The organism is Microcoleus sp. Pol1C5 (assembly GCF_036701115.1).
Classification (GTDB): domain Bacteria; phylum Cyanobacteriota; class Cyanobacteriia; order Cyanobacteriales; family Microcoleaceae; genus Microcoleus.
Genome location: NZ_JAUBQE010000027.1, coordinates 43,710 through 59,793 on the forward strand (window position 1 = coordinate 43,710; position 16,084 = coordinate 59,793).

Annotated in this window: 20 protein-coding genes and 1 pseudogene; 9 read left to right on the plus strand and 12 right to left on the minus strand. The window is 42.1% G+C overall.

Annotated elements, in window-relative coordinates; translation table 11 throughout:
- The 8 genes from QUA23_RS16360 to QUA23_RS16395 form a co-directional block, all read right to left on the minus strand.
- On the minus strand, positions 1-342 hold the full coding sequence (locus tag QUA23_RS16360; protein WP_333076987.1) for a hypothetical protein: 342 nt from the start codon (positions 340-342) through the stop codon (positions 1-3).
- A gap of 11 nt (positions 343-353) precedes the next feature.
- The gene (locus tag QUA23_RS16365; protein WP_333076990.1) at positions 354-653 is read right to left on the minus strand and encodes a hypothetical protein; all 300 of its coding nucleotides are present in this window, start codon (positions 651-653) and stop codon (positions 354-356) included.
- Positions 643-828 (minus strand): hypothetical protein, encoded by a 186-nt coding sequence (locus QUA23_RS16370; protein ID WP_333076992.1) that lies wholly within the window; start codon positions 826-828, stop codon positions 643-645. Before QUA23_RS16370 ends, QUA23_RS16365 begins: the two co-directional genes overlap by 11 nt.
- Positions 829-1,039: 211 nt before the next feature.
- Positions 1,040-1,366 (minus strand): hypothetical protein, encoded by a 327-nt coding sequence (locus QUA23_RS16375; RefSeq protein ID WP_333076994.1) that lies wholly within the window; start codon positions 1,364-1,366, stop codon positions 1,040-1,042.
- Positions 1,367-1,563: 197 nt separating this feature from the next.
- A complete protein-coding gene (locus tag QUA23_RS16380; protein ID WP_333076995.1) occupies positions 1,564-2,160 on the minus strand; it encodes a hypothetical protein in 597 nt (198 codons plus the stop codon).
- A complete protein-coding gene (locus QUA23_RS16385) occupies positions 2,138-2,476 on the minus strand; it encodes a hypothetical protein (RefSeq protein WP_333076996.1) in 339 nt (112 codons plus the stop codon). The genes QUA23_RS16380 and QUA23_RS16385 overlap by 23 nt, the downstream gene beginning before the upstream one ends.
- A 108-nt stretch (positions 2,477-2,584) precedes the next feature.
- Entirely contained in the window at positions 2,585-2,770 is a 186-nt protein-coding gene (locus tag QUA23_RS16390; RefSeq protein ID WP_333076997.1) for a hypothetical protein, read from the minus strand.
- Positions 2,767-3,357 (minus strand): hypothetical protein, encoded by a 591-nt coding sequence (locus QUA23_RS16395; protein WP_333076999.1) that lies wholly within the window; start codon positions 3,355-3,357, stop codon positions 2,767-2,769. The genes QUA23_RS16390 and QUA23_RS16395 overlap by 4 nt, the downstream gene beginning before the upstream one ends.
- Before the next feature lie 221 nt (positions 3,358-3,578).
- On the opposite strand from QUA23_RS16395, the gene QUA23_RS16400 reads away from it, so the two are divergent.
- The 3 genes and pseudogenes from QUA23_RS16400 to QUA23_RS16410 form a co-directional block, all read left to right on the plus strand.
- The gene (locus QUA23_RS16400; RefSeq protein WP_333077001.1) at positions 3,579-3,806 is read left to right on the plus strand and encodes a hypothetical protein; all 228 of its coding nucleotides are present in this window, start codon (positions 3,579-3,581) and stop codon (positions 3,804-3,806) included.
- 381 nt (positions 3,807-4,187) lie between these two features.
- A complete protein-coding gene (locus QUA23_RS16405; protein ID WP_333077002.1) occupies positions 4,188-6,149 on the plus strand; it encodes a calcium-binding protein in 1,962 nt (653 codons plus the stop codon).
- A gap of 569 nt (positions 6,150-6,718) precedes the next feature.
- A pseudogene (locus QUA23_RS16410) lies at positions 6,719-6,916 on the plus strand (nuclease A inhibitor family protein); the annotation flags it as partial.
- 137 nt (positions 6,917-7,053) lie between these two features.
- On the opposite strand, the gene QUA23_RS16415 reads toward QUA23_RS16410, so the two are convergent.
- Both QUA23_RS16415 and QUA23_RS16420 read right to left on the minus strand, forming a co-directional pair.
- On the minus strand, positions 7,054-7,590 hold the full coding sequence (locus tag QUA23_RS16415; RefSeq protein WP_333077003.1) for an ATP-binding protein: 537 nt from the start codon (positions 7,588-7,590) through the stop codon (positions 7,054-7,056).
- A 474-nt stretch (positions 7,591-8,064) separates the two neighbouring features.
- Positions 8,065-8,253, minus strand: a complete 189-nt coding sequence (locus QUA23_RS16420) for a hypothetical protein (RefSeq protein WP_333077005.1) — start codon at positions 8,251-8,253, stop codon at positions 8,065-8,067.
- 843 nt (positions 8,254-9,096) lie between these two features.
- On the opposite strand from QUA23_RS16420, the gene QUA23_RS16425 reads away from it, so the two are divergent.
- Positions 9,097-9,396: a hypothetical protein gene (locus QUA23_RS16425; protein WP_333077007.1), complete on the plus strand. Its 300-nt coding sequence runs from the start codon at positions 9,097-9,099 to the stop codon at positions 9,394-9,396.
- Positions 9,397-9,687: 291 nt separating this feature from the next.
- Positions 9,688-10,281 (plus strand): hypothetical protein, encoded by a 594-nt coding sequence (locus QUA23_RS16430; protein ID WP_333077008.1) that lies wholly within the window; start codon positions 9,688-9,690, stop codon positions 10,279-10,281.
- Between the two features lie 97 nt (positions 10,282-10,378).
- Here QUA23_RS16430 and QUA23_RS16435 read toward each other — a convergent pair whose 3' ends face one another.
- Entirely contained in the window at positions 10,379-11,041 is a 663-nt protein-coding gene (locus tag QUA23_RS16435; RefSeq protein WP_333077009.1) for a thermonuclease family protein, read from the minus strand.
- Between the two features lie 254 nt (positions 11,042-11,295).
- On the minus strand, positions 11,296-11,646 hold the full coding sequence (locus tag QUA23_RS16440) for a hypothetical protein (RefSeq protein ID WP_333077011.1): 351 nt from the start codon (positions 11,644-11,646) through the stop codon (positions 11,296-11,298).
- Positions 11,647-12,605: 959 nt separating this feature from the next.
- Between QUA23_RS16440 and QUA23_RS16445 the strand changes: the two genes are divergently transcribed.
- The 4 genes from QUA23_RS16445 (at position 12,606) to QUA23_RS16460 (ending at position 15,907) form a co-directional block, all read left to right on the plus strand.
- On the plus strand, positions 12,606-13,040 hold the full coding sequence (locus tag QUA23_RS16445) for a hypothetical protein (protein ID WP_333077012.1): 435 nt from the start codon (positions 12,606-12,608) through the stop codon (positions 13,038-13,040).
- 194 nt (positions 13,041-13,234) lie between these two features.
- Positions 13,235-13,504, plus strand: a complete 270-nt coding sequence (locus QUA23_RS16450; protein ID WP_333077013.1) for a hypothetical protein — start codon at positions 13,235-13,237, stop codon at positions 13,502-13,504.
- Positions 13,505-14,054: 550 nt separating this feature from the next.
- Positions 14,055-14,807: a leucine-rich repeat domain-containing protein gene (locus QUA23_RS16455; RefSeq protein WP_333077014.1), complete on the plus strand. Its 753-nt coding sequence runs from the start codon at positions 14,055-14,057 to the stop codon at positions 14,805-14,807.
- A 620-nt stretch (positions 14,808-15,427) separates the two neighbouring features.
- Positions 15,428-15,907, plus strand: a complete 480-nt coding sequence (locus QUA23_RS16460; protein WP_333077015.1) for a hypothetical protein — start codon at positions 15,428-15,430, stop codon at positions 15,905-15,907.
- The last annotated feature ends 177 nt before the right edge of the window (positions 15,908-16,084 follow it).

The following is a 16,084-nucleotide window of genomic DNA, read 5'->3' on the forward strand; positions in this document are numbered from 1 at the left end:
CTACGATTCTTCCAAGAAGTTGATATTGATAGCATCGCGTCGTTTCCACCACGCCGTTAATCGATTTATCCAGCCTTTTCTATTACCTCGCTCCTCATCTTCACTTTCAGGCTCACTTTCATCTTCAACCTCAACCTCATCCTCATCTTCTGCGACTGGTGGACTGTGCCAATTGCAATTGGGTCTGTCTATCCAGTAGGGATAAACATAAACTGGCTTGCCATTTACCCGATCTACCAGGTTTATTCCGTTTGTGTTACATTCGGCGTAGAACTGATCTTCTTCAGTAAGATTTGCTGGAAGTAGCAACTTTTGGTCTTTGATTGGTTCGGAACGCTTCATTATTTTGTACCTTAATCATCTGCACAAAACCTATTTATTTCTGCCTCGGCGCTAGCCATTGCTTCTTCTTTCGTGGCACACTTTCCTATTTCAAAGACGATACACCCAAACATTACGCTCCATTCCCAACAATTATTTTTGTTGACTATTAGGACAACGACTTCCCTGTCTTCGTAAGTTAAACTCTCTTCTGCTAGTTTCTCAACTATTGGCTTCCTGATTTCGGCTTGATTGGGAAAGCGGAGAAATCTAACATTTACGAGTCTATAGACAACTTTAACAACCAGAAAGTTAAAAATCTTAGTCAGCATTTTGTACCTCAGTAGTTTGTTTAAATTCATCGGTCGGCATCAACAATTGAATTAAGGATGCTGTCAAATTAGGGCTGACTTCTGGCTCAGGAATAGAAACAGACAAATTGATACGAATGGTTGTTGCAGGAATGGGTACAGCTAAGTTATCGCTGATAGATGTACTAGCTGACACTTTTCCTGGTCTTTGTAAAAAGAAAATGCACTAATTTTTGCTCTTTTCTTCCTGACTCAGCATAATGAATTGTCGCTAAAACCTCTCTGATTTTTACGCTCATGCACAACCTCCCACCAGCACAGCAACCTCGCTAATTACGGCAAACTTAGACTTAATAGTTCTCCAAAGTGTTAAGGGAACCAAATACATTTCAACGAATCCAAAACTCTCAACCATCGCGATCTCCTTCCCAACATTCTGAGTCTTGTTGTTCAGTTTCGACGCGATAGCACACTCCTGGGTAGGTGCATTGTTCTGGGCCCACGCATTCTGCAGGGAAATACTTTTCTTGGGGAATGCAGAGATTTTTGTTCTCGTCTGCTGGTTCCAAGAAGAGTTTTTCGGCACCAAACCTTAAAATTTGCTCTTTCATGTAATACATGCTGAGGTCTTTAATCTGACAAAAGCGCTGGCATTCGTTCGCTGAGTTGTAAACAAAAACATAGGTGTCGTCGTGCCAGCTAAGGACTTCTCTACTGCATACTGAAATCAGCATTAATTTCTCCAGAAATACTTACAAAAACCTCATTAATGCTATTGTATCTTCAGCATTTGTATTGAAGGGCAACTCAGTTGTTTTACGTTGTTTGTTGCCCCCGCATCTCAGGCTCAGAAAAAAGATTAGCTGAAACAACACTTTTTCACGCTTAGCCTGTTGGAAAGCTAGGGCTTCCCCTAGCTCTTTGTGAGCGTCTACCAGAGTCCTGGTGAAATCCTCCGCTGCGGTGCTGGCTTGATTGGTAACAAAGGCTTTGGGGCTGGTAGATTTGCATCCCTCAAGTCCAAAGGGGCCGCTTTCACGGCATCGGCAAGGACACCAAAATTACCTCGAATCTGAGATGCCATCTCGGTCAATCCACTTGTCAGATTGGCGGTGAGAGAAATCTTAAAAGCATCTAAGATTTGGTGGCTCACTGCTCCGGCAACATCGGCCATCCCCAAGGATGCTTCGCGAGTCATTCCCTCAATGGCTTGTATCGCTCCGCTTTTCTCTTCTTCAGCATCGCGGTTTTCCCCGCTGGCGATCGCTTCAGAGTCGATGTCGTTGCAGTATTCACCGCGTCCGTTTCGAGTGTTCGCTATTTGTTCGAGTGCCAAAGGCGGTGCAATTCGCTGATTCAGTACCAACTCGAAATAAAGGTCGATTTCTGCGCTGTCATCAGGGTTTAAAAGAGAGTTTTGCCAATCGGGCTGCCCTAAAGCTTTGCGAGCGTTGGTTACGTCAGAAACTTTGTTAAGTCCCCATTTGGCTTTGATGTCGCGGCGGTCAATTGTCGGTTCGGTATTCATGGGTGGGTAATCCTTCTTGTGCTAATCGTTCTCGAACAGTGGCAATGCAGCGGTTGGCTTCAAGAATCCAAGTTTCTAGGGTTAGCAAGCAGTTCAAATGAAATTGAGAAAATGTCCGGCGGTAAGGTTGTCTCTGAAACTCGGGGCATTCTGCTTCTAAAAGAGCGAGTCTGGTTTTGAAAGTAGCTTCAGGCATCGGTTTTCCCCCTTTACCTAGAATTATCCTTACCTCTGCTCTGAAGTAATTTCGATGGTTCCATTGGCCGCACCGACTGTTAAAAACAGCTACGTCTACAGGCTTTTTAGGTGTTGGCATTTTCTGGCATTTGATTGGCTACTTGTTAGCTACATCACCCGAAACTCTGATTCTTTCGTTAGCTGTTTTCGGAGTCGCCCGAAGTAGCTAACGAAGAATCAAAAAAAATTATTTCCTTTCTGGCGGGCTAAATGATTTGGCATCCCAGATACCCCAGACTTCGCGGGCAGAAGCTACGGCATCTTGGAGCGCTTCTGCTGGCGATCGCCCGAAAACTATAATCTGGCGGGGTGGATTGTACTTGCGGGTGACGGTAACGCTCCACTTGAATTGATGGCTTTTGAGTGCTTTCATCGATCGTCCCTCCCGTCGCCTGGAGAGGGTGCAGCTTCCGATGAAGCTAACAGGGAACCGGAGAACAAGCGAATTAGGCGCAGGGCTTCGGGTTCGGAAAGCCAAACGTCCAAGTGTTCCAAGGAATCGGAAAACAAATCCGATAGTTCGCATTGAGAGAGCGCTTGAAGCACCGTCGATGAATAGTGCTGGGCGTAAGTTATCGCTTCAATCAGGGCAAGCTTTTGGATGCGGTTGCAAGCAGTCAGCAGCGATTGCCAACAGGTGTGGAGTTGGCGGCGGGAGAATTGGTCGGCTATGGCTTCCACGAGGGCGATGGCTTCGGAATCGGTTGGCAAGAAATCGAAATCTTGGGGCCAGCGAGTGCCAAAACATTCGACAGTACCGCACTCTTTAATGGAGCGGGTGAGCGTGTCCCTTTGGCGGAGCGAGTAAACGGCTGCTTCCATCAGAGCCCAGAGCTCCGGGTCTGCCATCTTTTCTGCGGATGCCAACAGTGAAGGATACAAAGAAGCGCCCGCCACTCCTGGAGTTGCTGCGGTGGCGGACACCTCAACCGCTATCGGTATCGGTATTTGTGTCATCATGGGAAAACCTCATTAATGTGAGTGCCGTACCCCGCCCTTTGAGATTGCGAGTCATGGGGGGCGGGGTTTGGTTTTGGATGAATTTCCACATTATACCCCCTTCTGAGTCCCTGTGTATACCCTCAGAGTTGAATATTGGGCATGAGCGAGAATCCATAATGACTTAGGAGCCCCTCAATCCTTGTAGGATAAGCAGTATATGAATTGTGGAAATATTGAAAATGCCCGACAGTGATGCTCCTAAAATGGTACGCATTGATTTTTCCGTGCCTGCTCCGCTTTTAGAGCAAATGCAAGAATTAGCTAAGGATGAGGGTTGGAAACCTGCCGAACTGCACCGGATGCTCTGGGTCTTGGGGTTTGCAGCGTATACCGAACAGAGCAACAAACGCTTGGTAAACGACCGGCTCAGGGCAAACAAGGCTAAAGATAACCCCGACACTCAATAACAAGACCTCTAACTGGGTTCCAAAAAAGTTCAAGTTGTTTTAATTATTTTTCCAATTTGTATTCGTTACTTTGAAAAAGCTGCTAATTTAAAAGCTCAATAAACTGGGACATAAACTAAGATACCTGTCGGAGTTTGGTGTATACCCCCAATATTGGTTTTGCCTGCCTAGCTTTAGCACTTTTAAGCGCTGGGTCAGGATATGTCTCATGCCTTATTTTGAGCGACATATAAGCACCAATTATGTTGGTCCCAAAAACAGGCATTTACTCACTATCGAACACTCCGTATAAAGTTTTATTACAAAACGCAGAAAAAATTTGGGTCCCCCTGTTAACTCTATACTCCTATCAACCTCCAACAAAAAAAAGGTGAAAAGGCTATGACTTTGAATGATAATTTTGCTAACAAAACTTTGCTTAGCGGTTTAGCGCCGAATGGACAAGGATCAAATATTGGAGCCACGGGGGAAGTAGGTGAACCCGGCCAAAGTGGAGTGATTAACTCGGTATGGTGGTCTTGGACACCACCCTATAATGGGACTTATACTATTGATACCAAAAATAGTAATTTTGACACTTGGTTGTCGGTTTTCGATGGTAATCAGGTTAATTACCTCAATCTGATTAAATCTGATGATGATGCGGGAGGAAATTATACTAGCCTGGTTAGCCTGTATGCCACAGCCGGGACAACCTATCAAATAGCAGTCGATGGTTACGGGAATTCTACAGGTAATATTCAACTTAATATTGTACCCGTGGTTATTAATGGTACTGGTAACCGTAATTTCTTATACGGAACTGTCTATCCAGAAACCATTAATGGATTGGGAGAACACGATCAACTTTACGGAGATGCGGGAAACGACACGCTAAATGGTGACGAGGGTGACGATCGTTTAGATGGAGGTCTTGGAGCCGATCAACTTGCAGGCGGATTGGGTATAGATACTTACGTTGTAGATAATGTCGGAGATATCGTCAACGAACTTCCTGATCAAGGAATCGACCGGGTGGAATCTAGAGTTACCTATTATACCTTATCTGCAAACGTTGAAAACCTCTCTCTTGACAGCAATGCTGCAATTACTGGCTATGGAAATACTCTACCTAATACGATTACTGGCAACACTGCTAATAATTGGCTCGATGGAGGTACGGGAGCTGACCAACTTACAGGAGGATTAGGTAACGATACTTACTTTGTGGATGATACAGGAGATGTTGTTACTGAACTTGCAGGTGGAGGAACCGACGAGGTGCGCTCTACCATCACATACACCTTACTTACAGAAGTTGAAAACCTCCGTTTAGGAGGCAGTGGCCCGATAAATGGCACTGGAAATACTCTACCTAATAAGATCATTGGCAACGCCGCTAATAATGAACTCGATGGCGGTACGGGAGCTGATGAACTTACAGGCGGATTGGGTAACGATATCTACAAAGTGGATAATAGAGAAGATAAGGTCGCTGAATTTGCAGGTCAAGGAACCGACGAGGTGCGCTCAACCGTGAGCTACGGCTTACCTGAAGCAGAAGTTGAAAACCTTAGTTTAGAAGGCAGCGCACCGATTAACGGTTTTGGAAATAGCCTATCTAACATCATTACTGGCAACGCCGCTAATAATTACCTGACTGGCTTTGGCGGAGGCGACCAATTTAGAGGCGGATTAGGGGACGATATCTACAGCATTGACAATGATGGAAGAGATATCGTCATTGAACTTGCAGGTCAAGGAACCCAAGACGAGGTGTGGTCCAACATCACCTACACCTTACCTGCAGAAGTTGAAAAGCTCCGTTTAACAGGCAGCGGATCGGTGGACGGCTTTGGAAATAATCTAGCCAACCTTATTTTAGGTAGCGACGGCAATAATACGCTCAATGGCGGAGGCGGTCAAGATGCTCTAATAGGTAATCAAGGTGCAGATACTTTCCTCTTCAAATTTGGAGAGTCCTCTGTATCCGCCAGGGATAGCGTGGGCGACTTTGCGATCGGCACTGATAAAATCGACTTGTTGACTCAAGAAGGTGGAGCCGTGATGAATGCCCCTAGTAGCTTCAGCCGTGCTGCCGATAATAGCACTGCCACCACTTTACAACTTCTGGTAGATCAAGTGTTTATTGACGCTGATGGAGGATTAGCCGGAAACCAAGCTCTAGGAATTAACAGCGCTGCTTTAGTTGTGGCTACAAATTCCGCGATCCTCAATAACTACCTTGTTATGAATGATGCTACTGCTGGTTTTCAGGCGAGTAACGATTTAGTGATTCAATTAAGAACCACCGGGGTTTTTCCCCCTGTGGGCAATATCCCCGTTACGAATTTCTTTGTTTAAGCACTATTTCAAGGATTGGCGCTGTCTAGTAGAAATACAATTTGTGAATCCCAATCAAAAAAACTAGCTATCCTGATGTATAGCGGTTCTCAAAAAAATGAGGTAGGCCCTATGCCCACGGAGGCCTATGCCCTATGCCCAGCCGTACCTCATCTTTCTGAGAACGGCTATAACTCCAAAGAGTTCAAGCTCTAGCCTGGGAAAATTGGATTATCCTAGCGTAGCTGCAACGGTTACAAGCTCTAAGCTTGAAAATACCCCTTTCCCCGTCTAACTCGATTCCCGATCGCCCTGACTTCTTCCTGCTTTACAGTAAGCGAGCTAGTAATTAAAATTGAAAAAAATACAAAAGGGCTGTTTATATTTAATCGCGCTCAATGGTTTTAGAAATCATCGCTAGTAGAAACTTTAGCTGATCGCAGAGGGTTAGCTAAAGTTTCTACTAGCGAAACCGATGTTCCTTTTGAAATTGTTAGCTAGCAGATACAGAAAGAACTAACCCCGGCAAAACTGCTGCAAACGACCAACAACCCAGCAAACACTCCTCTTGAAATAAGACGGTTGACAGCTTCTTTATGATGACCGCCCAAGAAGAAAATTGGCACAACCAGGATGAACGGGAAACAGTGCAGCGGTTCCAGAAATTGAGCAGCGTGTTGGAGCAAAACTTACTGCAGTTGCAGGTTTATCAAGTGGGTAATAAAACCAACATTGAGACGTACATTGTTGGAGTGACCTACGAGGGAGGATGGGCGGGTCATCATTGACAACAAAAATTTGAGAGCAGGATTAGCAGTCATCACAAAAAAGTTTCTTTTTCGTGTAAATTAAAAGTCAGCAATTAAAGAACAGCTTTACTGAAACACAAATCCAATCTCGCTCAAACCGAACGGATCTTTTTTTTTTACTCTTCGTTCAACTTAGCCTTGAAGTTAAAAGGCTTTCCCCAATCCCAAATTTTGATTTCAAGACGTTCGTTAAATACTGCAATCGAAAGATCGATCGAAGTGTCTGACGGCATATTTTTGTGATGGTGAACGGCGAGGATAAACCCTTCAACCACCGCAAGTCGGGAAAGCTGCAAAACTGTTTCGGGAATAGGTAGATTATCTAGCTGCTCCACCCACCACAAAACTTGGCTAACAGTAGCAATGTCACTATTGAGCTCAAGAGTGATTTTTTGCAGTAGCTGGTGAGAATTTCGAGCAGATTGGCTAGTTATTTGCTTTTTCAGCCAGTTAAAGATGCTCAAAACATCGCTCGATGGCTTCAAACCACCTGCTTGAATGTTATCTTGAGGTAGTACGGGCTGGAAATATTTAACAATCGAAAGACAATTGCGACGTTCAGAAGTGTGGGTATAACTAAGTTCATCAGCAATTTGGCTAATTAGTTTTATACCTATTCCCAGTGACGGTTCATCAAAAAATCTATCTTTCATTTTTGCTGCCCTTATCTTTTGTAGTCAGGTAAATACTAAACTTTGGTGCGATCGCGAAACAGTTCCTACAGGAAGTCCGAACACCACACTTTTTCACACCAAACTTTTTCCCGGAGCTGAAACTTTTTTCCGAGTAGCTAGTTTGTGCGGAGTGTAAATTTTAAAAAACCTGTGGACTGCTCCTTTAACTTGCAGTAACAAGGTTTTAAAAAACCTAAAATCTAGGGGGTAAAATTGCTTTGTTCTGAGTGAAAGTGTCTTACACGTCTTACTCTCTAACTTCCGAAAGCTAGATGGTTGGGGCTGATTTGGTTACCAATATGTTTGATGTATCGTTGCCTGAAAATGAATGACATCCCACTTCTAAAAGCTAGAGAGCTAAATAAAAATCACAAATTTCTGTATCCTGACCTAGCCGTACCAGTTTTGAGTCCAAGATAGGGAAATATGGATATCCTCACCTAGCGGTACGGTTTATCGCAGTCGTAATCTTTGATGGGGTGCAGGGAGGTACAGCCCGGTATAAGCTCCAACCACAACTTTAGTCAAATCCCCAAACATCGGTCGGGTACTGGGGTCGATGGCAGCCAGCACCAGGGAACCGAGAACCAATACCCAAACGACAGTTCCCAAAATGCGGGCTTGCGAGAAAAGGTTTTTCATAGTCGTCACAAGTTAAATTACCAAATACCCAAAGTCTTTCTGCTCTTGGTGTTTCTTTTTTAACATTTTGATGTTTCTTTTTTAATAAGTTTGGTTGGCAGCTTTCTCTCGTTTATACAAACTTTACAAAAAACCTGTCGCGTTGCTGATTTACGGTTACCTCCGCCTAGAAGAAGGTTTTGGAGTGAGTGGGAAAGTGTTGTATCCCCGCCTAGAACAAGGTTTTGGAGTGAGCGGGGAAATTGGGGTTATCCTCGCCTAACCTCACCCAGCAACTCACCTAGCTCTCACCCTGCAACCCACTACCTTACCCTGCCTACTGAGGTTTCTCAATCTCAAATCCCGAAATGAAAAAAAATAAAACCCGATTTTGAGGCGCTTTTTTTTTTAAACTTTTCTCTCCCAGGTCTGGAAGCAAAATGAAAATATTGCCCCCTCTACCCCCTCGATTTTTTAAAAACTACTCAAAACTAACTAAAAACAGCCCAGACTTTCTTTCTGTCTGGGGTTGAGTTAATTGGAGTATCTTAAGCTTAATAATTAAGCTTAATGCTATCCATTGACCTTCACTTTGTCTCAAAGCTAGATTGTTGGGGCTGCTTTGGTTGCCAAGACGTTTGATGCACCGTTGCCTGAAAATGGCACCCCACTTCTAAAAGTTAGAGAGTCAAATAAAAATTAAAAATATTCTGTATCCTGACCTAGCCGTACCAGTTTCGAGTCCTAGGTCGGGGAATATGATTAATTCGCTAAAGCTGTAGCGATTTTCACCCCTAGGCTGGAAAATATAACAAGGCTGACAAAGTATCAGAAGAGCAACGCATTAAACCAACGAAACTACCTATGACAATTGGCAAGCTCGAACTCATCATCAAAATTAACGAACTCCCCAATAACGTAGAGACTAACAAAGACAACTGGAAAACCTTTGAGCTTGACTGCGACGGTCGGGTAGTGTCCGTTACTGTTAAACCAAAAATATGGAAGAAGCTTGAGGATGCTGCTGCCAACTATCCCATGTGGGTGGCTGCTATCGGCGGCAAGATGGGTGAATCAACCTCTAACGGCTTTGTGCTATCAGACCCAAATATCCAAGTTTTTGAGAAAAAACTGAAGGAGCCTAAACCTGAAGCAGAGCAGTGAGAGATGTTTGAGTAGCAATTGTCCAGAAACGCCTTGAAACAGCTTGCTTATACCGATATCCTGATGTAGCGGCAACACTTCCACGTCCTAGGCTGGGAAATGTGACTTGTACTTTAAGCACTGCTACCGTTGCCTAAATCGCACCCTAAGCGTGTTTGGTAAGGCTGTTACAGTCTGAGCGGTGGGAGTGTTTGCACAGTTCTAGCGGTCGGAAACCAGCACAGATTCACAGTTGCTAATCTTCCAAGTAAAAAGTTATCATTATTACACTGTTTCAAAAATTAAAATAATATGCTATACCAATTACCAGGTATTTATTTTTTGTTAGGTACTGCATCGTCTAATATCTCGTTATTAATTAGTAATATTATTAATAATAATTTTTTGGTAGGTGCTGTATTTTCTAGCGTATCGTTATTAATTAGTAATTGTATTAATAATAATTTTCAATTGAAGCGAGAAAGAGAACAAAGAATTTGGCAAGTAGAAAGCGAGCGACAAAAATGGTATCGTGAAAAAATTTATGAATCTTATAGAAATTCAATTCACATTTTAACAAAAGTTATACAAGCGCAATATAAATCGCAATTTACAAGTGAATACGACGATTCATATAATCCCGAACACGATTTAGACCTCGAACTACTCATAAAGAATTTATACTTTGAATTTTCTTCAGAGTTTAGTTTAATAATAGTGGGTCATCCTGATAAAGAGACTAAAGAAATCAATGAACTAACAACTATAATTATTGAGAAAGGTGTGTTTAGAAATCCTTTTACTCTACGGGAATTAATCACTGAAATAATGGAAAAAGACCCTCGGATAAAAGATGTTAATGAAGAATATTTAAAAAAGCAAAAGTCTTCAAAAATACTAACTTAATTTAGTAAGGTTCAAGACATATCTAACTGGTAGTTAATAGAAACCCTCCAGAGTATGAGTTTAGCGGGTTAATGGTGTTTTGATACAGTTGAGAGTTTCATTCGCAACCTATACCGTCCTTATCTCTATCGAATTTGTGGGGGTCTGGCTGTAGCACCCGAAAACGCTTGTGGGAAATATCCCCACAATTCAAATCAGGTGGTGCAGGTGGGATGCACACATCGGGATAACTTGGGTCACAATTTTTTTGTTGATTGGGTACGGGTCTTTGTGGATTAGGTGCAGGTTTTTGTGGGGCAATGGGATTCGCTGTACATTTATTTTTCCGATAGTCCCAAGGTGGGCAAGGATTATTTTTACTCCATATCCCAAGTCGCTGCTGTTTGGCTGTAGCCTGAGCTTGACGTAATTGTTGAGTTATAGTGCGACAGTTGCCAATATACTGTTCATAGACCCATGCTTGCCCTTCTTGCACCATTTGTAAATTAATATTTTTATTACCGAAAACTATCCCTACTGTGCGTCCGTATTGGTCTTTATCTACAGGTTGAACTTTGATTGATGTACCTTTTGGAAGTAGTACGCTAAGGCGATTAGCAGCCTCTTTTCCACCTTCTTGATTTCTTTCAGGTGTGTCTATGCAAGCTAACCTTACGGTTATATTTTGTCCGTTGCTGCGAACAGTGAGTGTATCGCCGTCTCCTACACTGACTACTTGGGCGTTAACAACTTGGGCTTGAACAGCTTGTGCAAAAATCATTATTTTCTTTTATTTTTAGTTGTTGTATTTGGTAGTCAATCTAACCATACCTGTTTTTAAGTTTATACTCAGGACAGTTTTTTAATTGGGTAACGTTTTACATCAAGATATGTATCTTTCTCATGTAGCTGCAAGGGTTACAGGACTTAGGTGGGGAAATCTGAGAATTTTGAACCAAAGAATAAAAACATAAAACCCGCCACTGTTAAGCTCTGGCGGGTCTAATAATTTTATAGCTTCTTAGATACTTTTTTCTATAAAAGCGAAAGTTCCTCACTTACTTTTATTTCATTATCTACATTAAGTAACCCTTTGTCTGTAATTGAAACAGCAGTGTATCCACTCATTTCAAGTAGACCATTGATAGAAAATACTTCTCTAATCAAATCTTGCTCTAGTAAAATTTTTAAAGCACCGTATAAGTCCTTACCTTGAATGTCTGTGGACTTTGTAATGTCTGAATTACTAATATTATGTCTACCTTCTTTTGTTAATTCATAAATAGTATATAAGACCTGTAATTCTTCATCTACGTGAGACTGATAAAATTCTACCAAAGATCGATAATTATAAGAACTTTTGTTACCTCGGTTAATTTTAATCATTTTGTTACCTCGGTTAATTTTAATACTTTTGTACGTTAACTTTTTTTACATAGCATATAAAGTGTTTATATACCATAGTAATCATACTGCAATGGTTACAAGCTCTAGGCGGGGAAATACTTGTACTCCGGCAGGGCCAACGGATAAACCCTAGTAGGGCGAACGGGTTGAAAAATCACCGCACCACATTCGCCATCATCTAACACCACCACAGAGCTGTCTATTTGCGCGTTCTAGGCGGGGTGCGTTGCGAGTGTGTTGATACCATCGTTTTCATCACGGCTGTATGCGGTGGCTGTGTGGGTGTGCGGCGCGATGGAGGGTGCTGATTTGTCGCGTTGCGTGATCGGATGAATTGGCACGGCTGCACGGACGGCTGGCACGGTCGGAACTGGCACGGCTAGAAAATCTTTTTCAATCCAACTGTGTGCATAGCTTGATTGAGAGTCTTGGTGTGTCGTAGCGGTGCGGGTGTCTTATCAATAAGACGGATGTATTCTCAATTAGTATTATAAATATTTATACTTAAAATAGTTTTTATCGACGCAAAATTTGATTGATGCCTAACCCCTAAGTAAGTGCATTTTGCGCCAATAAAAAATTACAATCCATACAGTGTGTATATTTGAATGGATGAAGTTGTCTGCCAGTTTCAGACGGTCTTTAAAAATTAACAGGTTTTTAATTTTCAATAAGAGGGTTTTTTAAACAATAAGTACGGCTGTACAGTCGGAGCGGTCGGGGCGATCACGGGCACAGTCGCACGGTTGGAGCGATCGGACTGTCGGAGCGGTGGCGGTCTAGCTTTTTTGCGTCACAGGTGCGAGTGATAACATCACACTTTTTTAAAAACTGAATAAATTTGCAGTGGTCACAAATGAATAAAATTAGATGTTGACAATTCACAGACCAGGAAGATATTTTATTACAAGTGAAAAATCTAGAATAAATAAAATCAAATGTTTAAAAAGAGCAATCAAATTAAGTGTTTACCTAGTTTAGTTTTCTTTTTCCTTAATATTTTTATTATTGGAAATACTTTACAGGCTATTGCTCAGCGTAAATTGACTGTGTATAACGGTGATATACCAGGTAGAGATCCGGGTTGTTCGATTGTATCAATTGATGATTTAACTAATAGTAAAGGAGGTCAGCAAGTATTAGCTTTAGAAAAAGGTATGACACCTGAACAGGTAGATGAAATTATAAGCGGTAGTTCTACTACACCTTGTTGGAGAGCTGAGGGTACAGAATATGGATTTATGCGTTGGAGTGCAGGAAATGAAAATCGCAGTGTTGAGTTATCATTAGGTTTTAGAAATAGACGTTTAAATGAAATTAACATGATTTATAGAAATGGTGGTGTGAGGTGTGTTATAGGAGTTGAAGTGTGATTAATTAAATATATTTATTGATGAATTTTTAATGATTACAGGGCTTAGGCGGGCAAATGCGAGATAGTGAATGAAAGGTACGTTCTTATAGACAAAACCCGCCACAGGTAAAGTGTAGCGGGTTCTGTCTATTGTTTTTATGTAAATTGTTAATGTGTTATCATGGGTGGTATTTAACTTTATAGGAACGTTAAATGTCTAACAAAATAAGGTATCACGACTATTACGGTTTAGACCGCGATCAAGTTTTAGCTTGGAGGCGTGTATTTCCCCAAAAGGGTATATGTGATGTAACTGGACATCCTGTATTTGATAAAGATGATTGGTATGTAGAGGTTTACATTCCTGGTAACAAGATTATTTTTAAAAATAAGGATGAAGGTTTTTATCACCTTATCAATGCTTTATACAAAAAATTTATACTTTATTCTCCTGAAGATGATTGTATAGATAAAAATTTGTAAAAGTTTAACACTCTAAATCAGTAAATTACTGAATTGTGAACCAAAGAATAAAGGTATTGGGGCGATCGTCTCGCTGGCAAGTCTAGCACGGTCTAGTGGTCGGATAGGCTGCTACACACTACCGCGCGCTTTTTCCAGTTCATCGAATTTGCCTCCAAGCCTTTCACATTTTTCTTAAGTTTGGCACGGTCTAATAAGATGTTATTACTCAACAATAAAAAAATGTAAAAGTACCCTGTAGCAATCAAAGTGCTTCAAAACTATGCCTAGTCTAGGTTTGGGCTGTTTTTACTGTGTGGGCTATAACTTTTAAGGGTAACTTTACTTTACCGTGTGAGGAACCTAGCGCTTATTTAGTAGCTGTCTAGCATTTCGCTCCCAAATTTCTAACATCTACCCCAGAAGCTAGAATGTTGGGGCTGATTTGATGCCAAGATGTTTGATGGGTCATTGTCTGACAATGAAGCCCCACTTCTAAAAGCTAGAGAGTCAAATAAAACAGAAATATTTTGAATTTTGTGACAATAAATGCTGTGAAGAGATAAGAGACATGACGAAAGAGTATCCAGTGCCACCATTTGAGCAGGTTAGCGATCGAATGCAACTGCGCTTGCCCTTGCAGAATTTGAAAGAATTCCCACCAGAAATTTTCAAGTACACGGCTCTAAAAGTGCTTGTACTCAGTGACAATCATATTACCTCGCTCCCAAAGGAGCTAAGGCAACTCTCCCATCTGACAGGGCTTGACCTCCGTAATAATAATATTACCTCCATCCCAAAGGAGTTCGGACAACTGTCCAATATAGGAATCCTTGACCTCGGTAATAATGAGATTACCTCCATCCCAGAGGAGTTCGGGCAACTATCTCATCTAAAATGGCTTGACCTCTACAACAATAATATTACCTCCATCCCAGAGGGACTAGGGCAACTGTCGAGTCTTAGGTGGCTTTATCTCAGTAAGAACCAGATTACTTTCATCCCCGAGGTGCTAGGAAAACTGTCGAATCTAATATACCTTGACCTCAGTCACAATCAGATTACCTCCATCCCAGACGCGCTAGGGCAACTGTCCAATCTGATAGGTCTTGACCTCAGTCACAATGAGATTACGTGTATCCCAGAGACACTAGGGCAACTGTCCAGTCTGACAAAGCTTATTCTCGGTAGCAATAATATTACCTCTATCCCAGAGGCACTAGGACAACTGTCCAATCTGACAGAGCTTGACATCAGTCACAATGAGATTACTTCCATCCCAGAAGCGCTCAAACAATTGCCGAAGCTGAAAATAGATGAATAGGCTAAAGAATCTGTAACAGTTTTCAGCTCTAAATAGGGAAATTGCAGTATTCTGACTTAGCTGCAAGGGTTACAAGTTGTAGGCTGGGAAAGTTACGTAAGTTGAGGCAGAGCCTGGAGTGTTCACTATCAGAGGTGGGACAGGAGCCGGGCCTATTTTTGATATGCTCGGCTGAAATAATTTAACATCCCAGCCATTGACCTAGAAAATTGAATTCACCGCCTGAGCGTAAAATTTGAGACAATAGCTTTATCCCTATTCAAGCTAGACACCTTAAGCTCATGAAAGTTCACTCATGGCCTGCATGGTTTTCTTATCCTATCTCGTGGTTAAAGGACTGCATTGTTTCCTTGATAAAGGGCTTCATTGTTTCCATGAGTTTCAGCTTCTTTGTATACAAGGGCTTCTCAAAAGTTAACAATATTGCTGATTGTTTCATATTGCTGACAATTGCTTGGTTCGTTCAGCTATTTCTTTTCACATTCCTCCACTACATGACCGCCAGAATAGTCGAAGCAGCCATAACAAACTTACCCAGCGAGGTGCCCAACTACGACCGCATCCGTCAATGGCTTGTTAGCAACCGATGTTCGGGAACTGGCTGGCACTGGCGAGAAGGGTTGAAAGCTTTTGTGTTTTTATTTTTAGGCTTCATTTTTGCAATTCCATTTTGCCTAGAAATAATAATGCTTCTTCCCTGGGAACCCTTATATTTGTGGAACAAGATAATACGTGTCCTCTCCGTTTTACCGATAAGTACGGCTTACTGCTATTTCTTTGAGCTTTTGTTCCGGCGGCGGAAAGCTGAAATTAAAACTACCCGCAATTTAGACCGTGAGTTGGCTCTAATGCAAGCGCAACTTGAAGTGCGGGAAGAGTTAGACAACAGTGAGGCAAAGCGCGCTCAACTGAGCTTAGAAGTCTCTGACCTGAAAGAAAAACTTGAAGCAGCCCTAGCTGAAAATCAAAAATCAGCGCTTGCCAGAAAAGATTTTCCCTACGCTGCTGATCTGCTCAATCAGTTGAAAACCAAGCGCCAACAATCAAGCGCATCGCTTGCAGATGTGGAACTCATTTTAGAAATGATTGAGAAGTCCTGAGACAATACATCCAGAGACTTTAGGTATATCCTTATTCATAACTACAACAGCCACAAATTTATCAAAATATCTCACAATCTGACGTAGCCTCCGCACTTCCACGTCCTAGGCTGGGAAATAGAGTTATCCCCACCTACAACAAGGTTTTGGAGTGAGTGAGAAAATTACCCTTCCCCC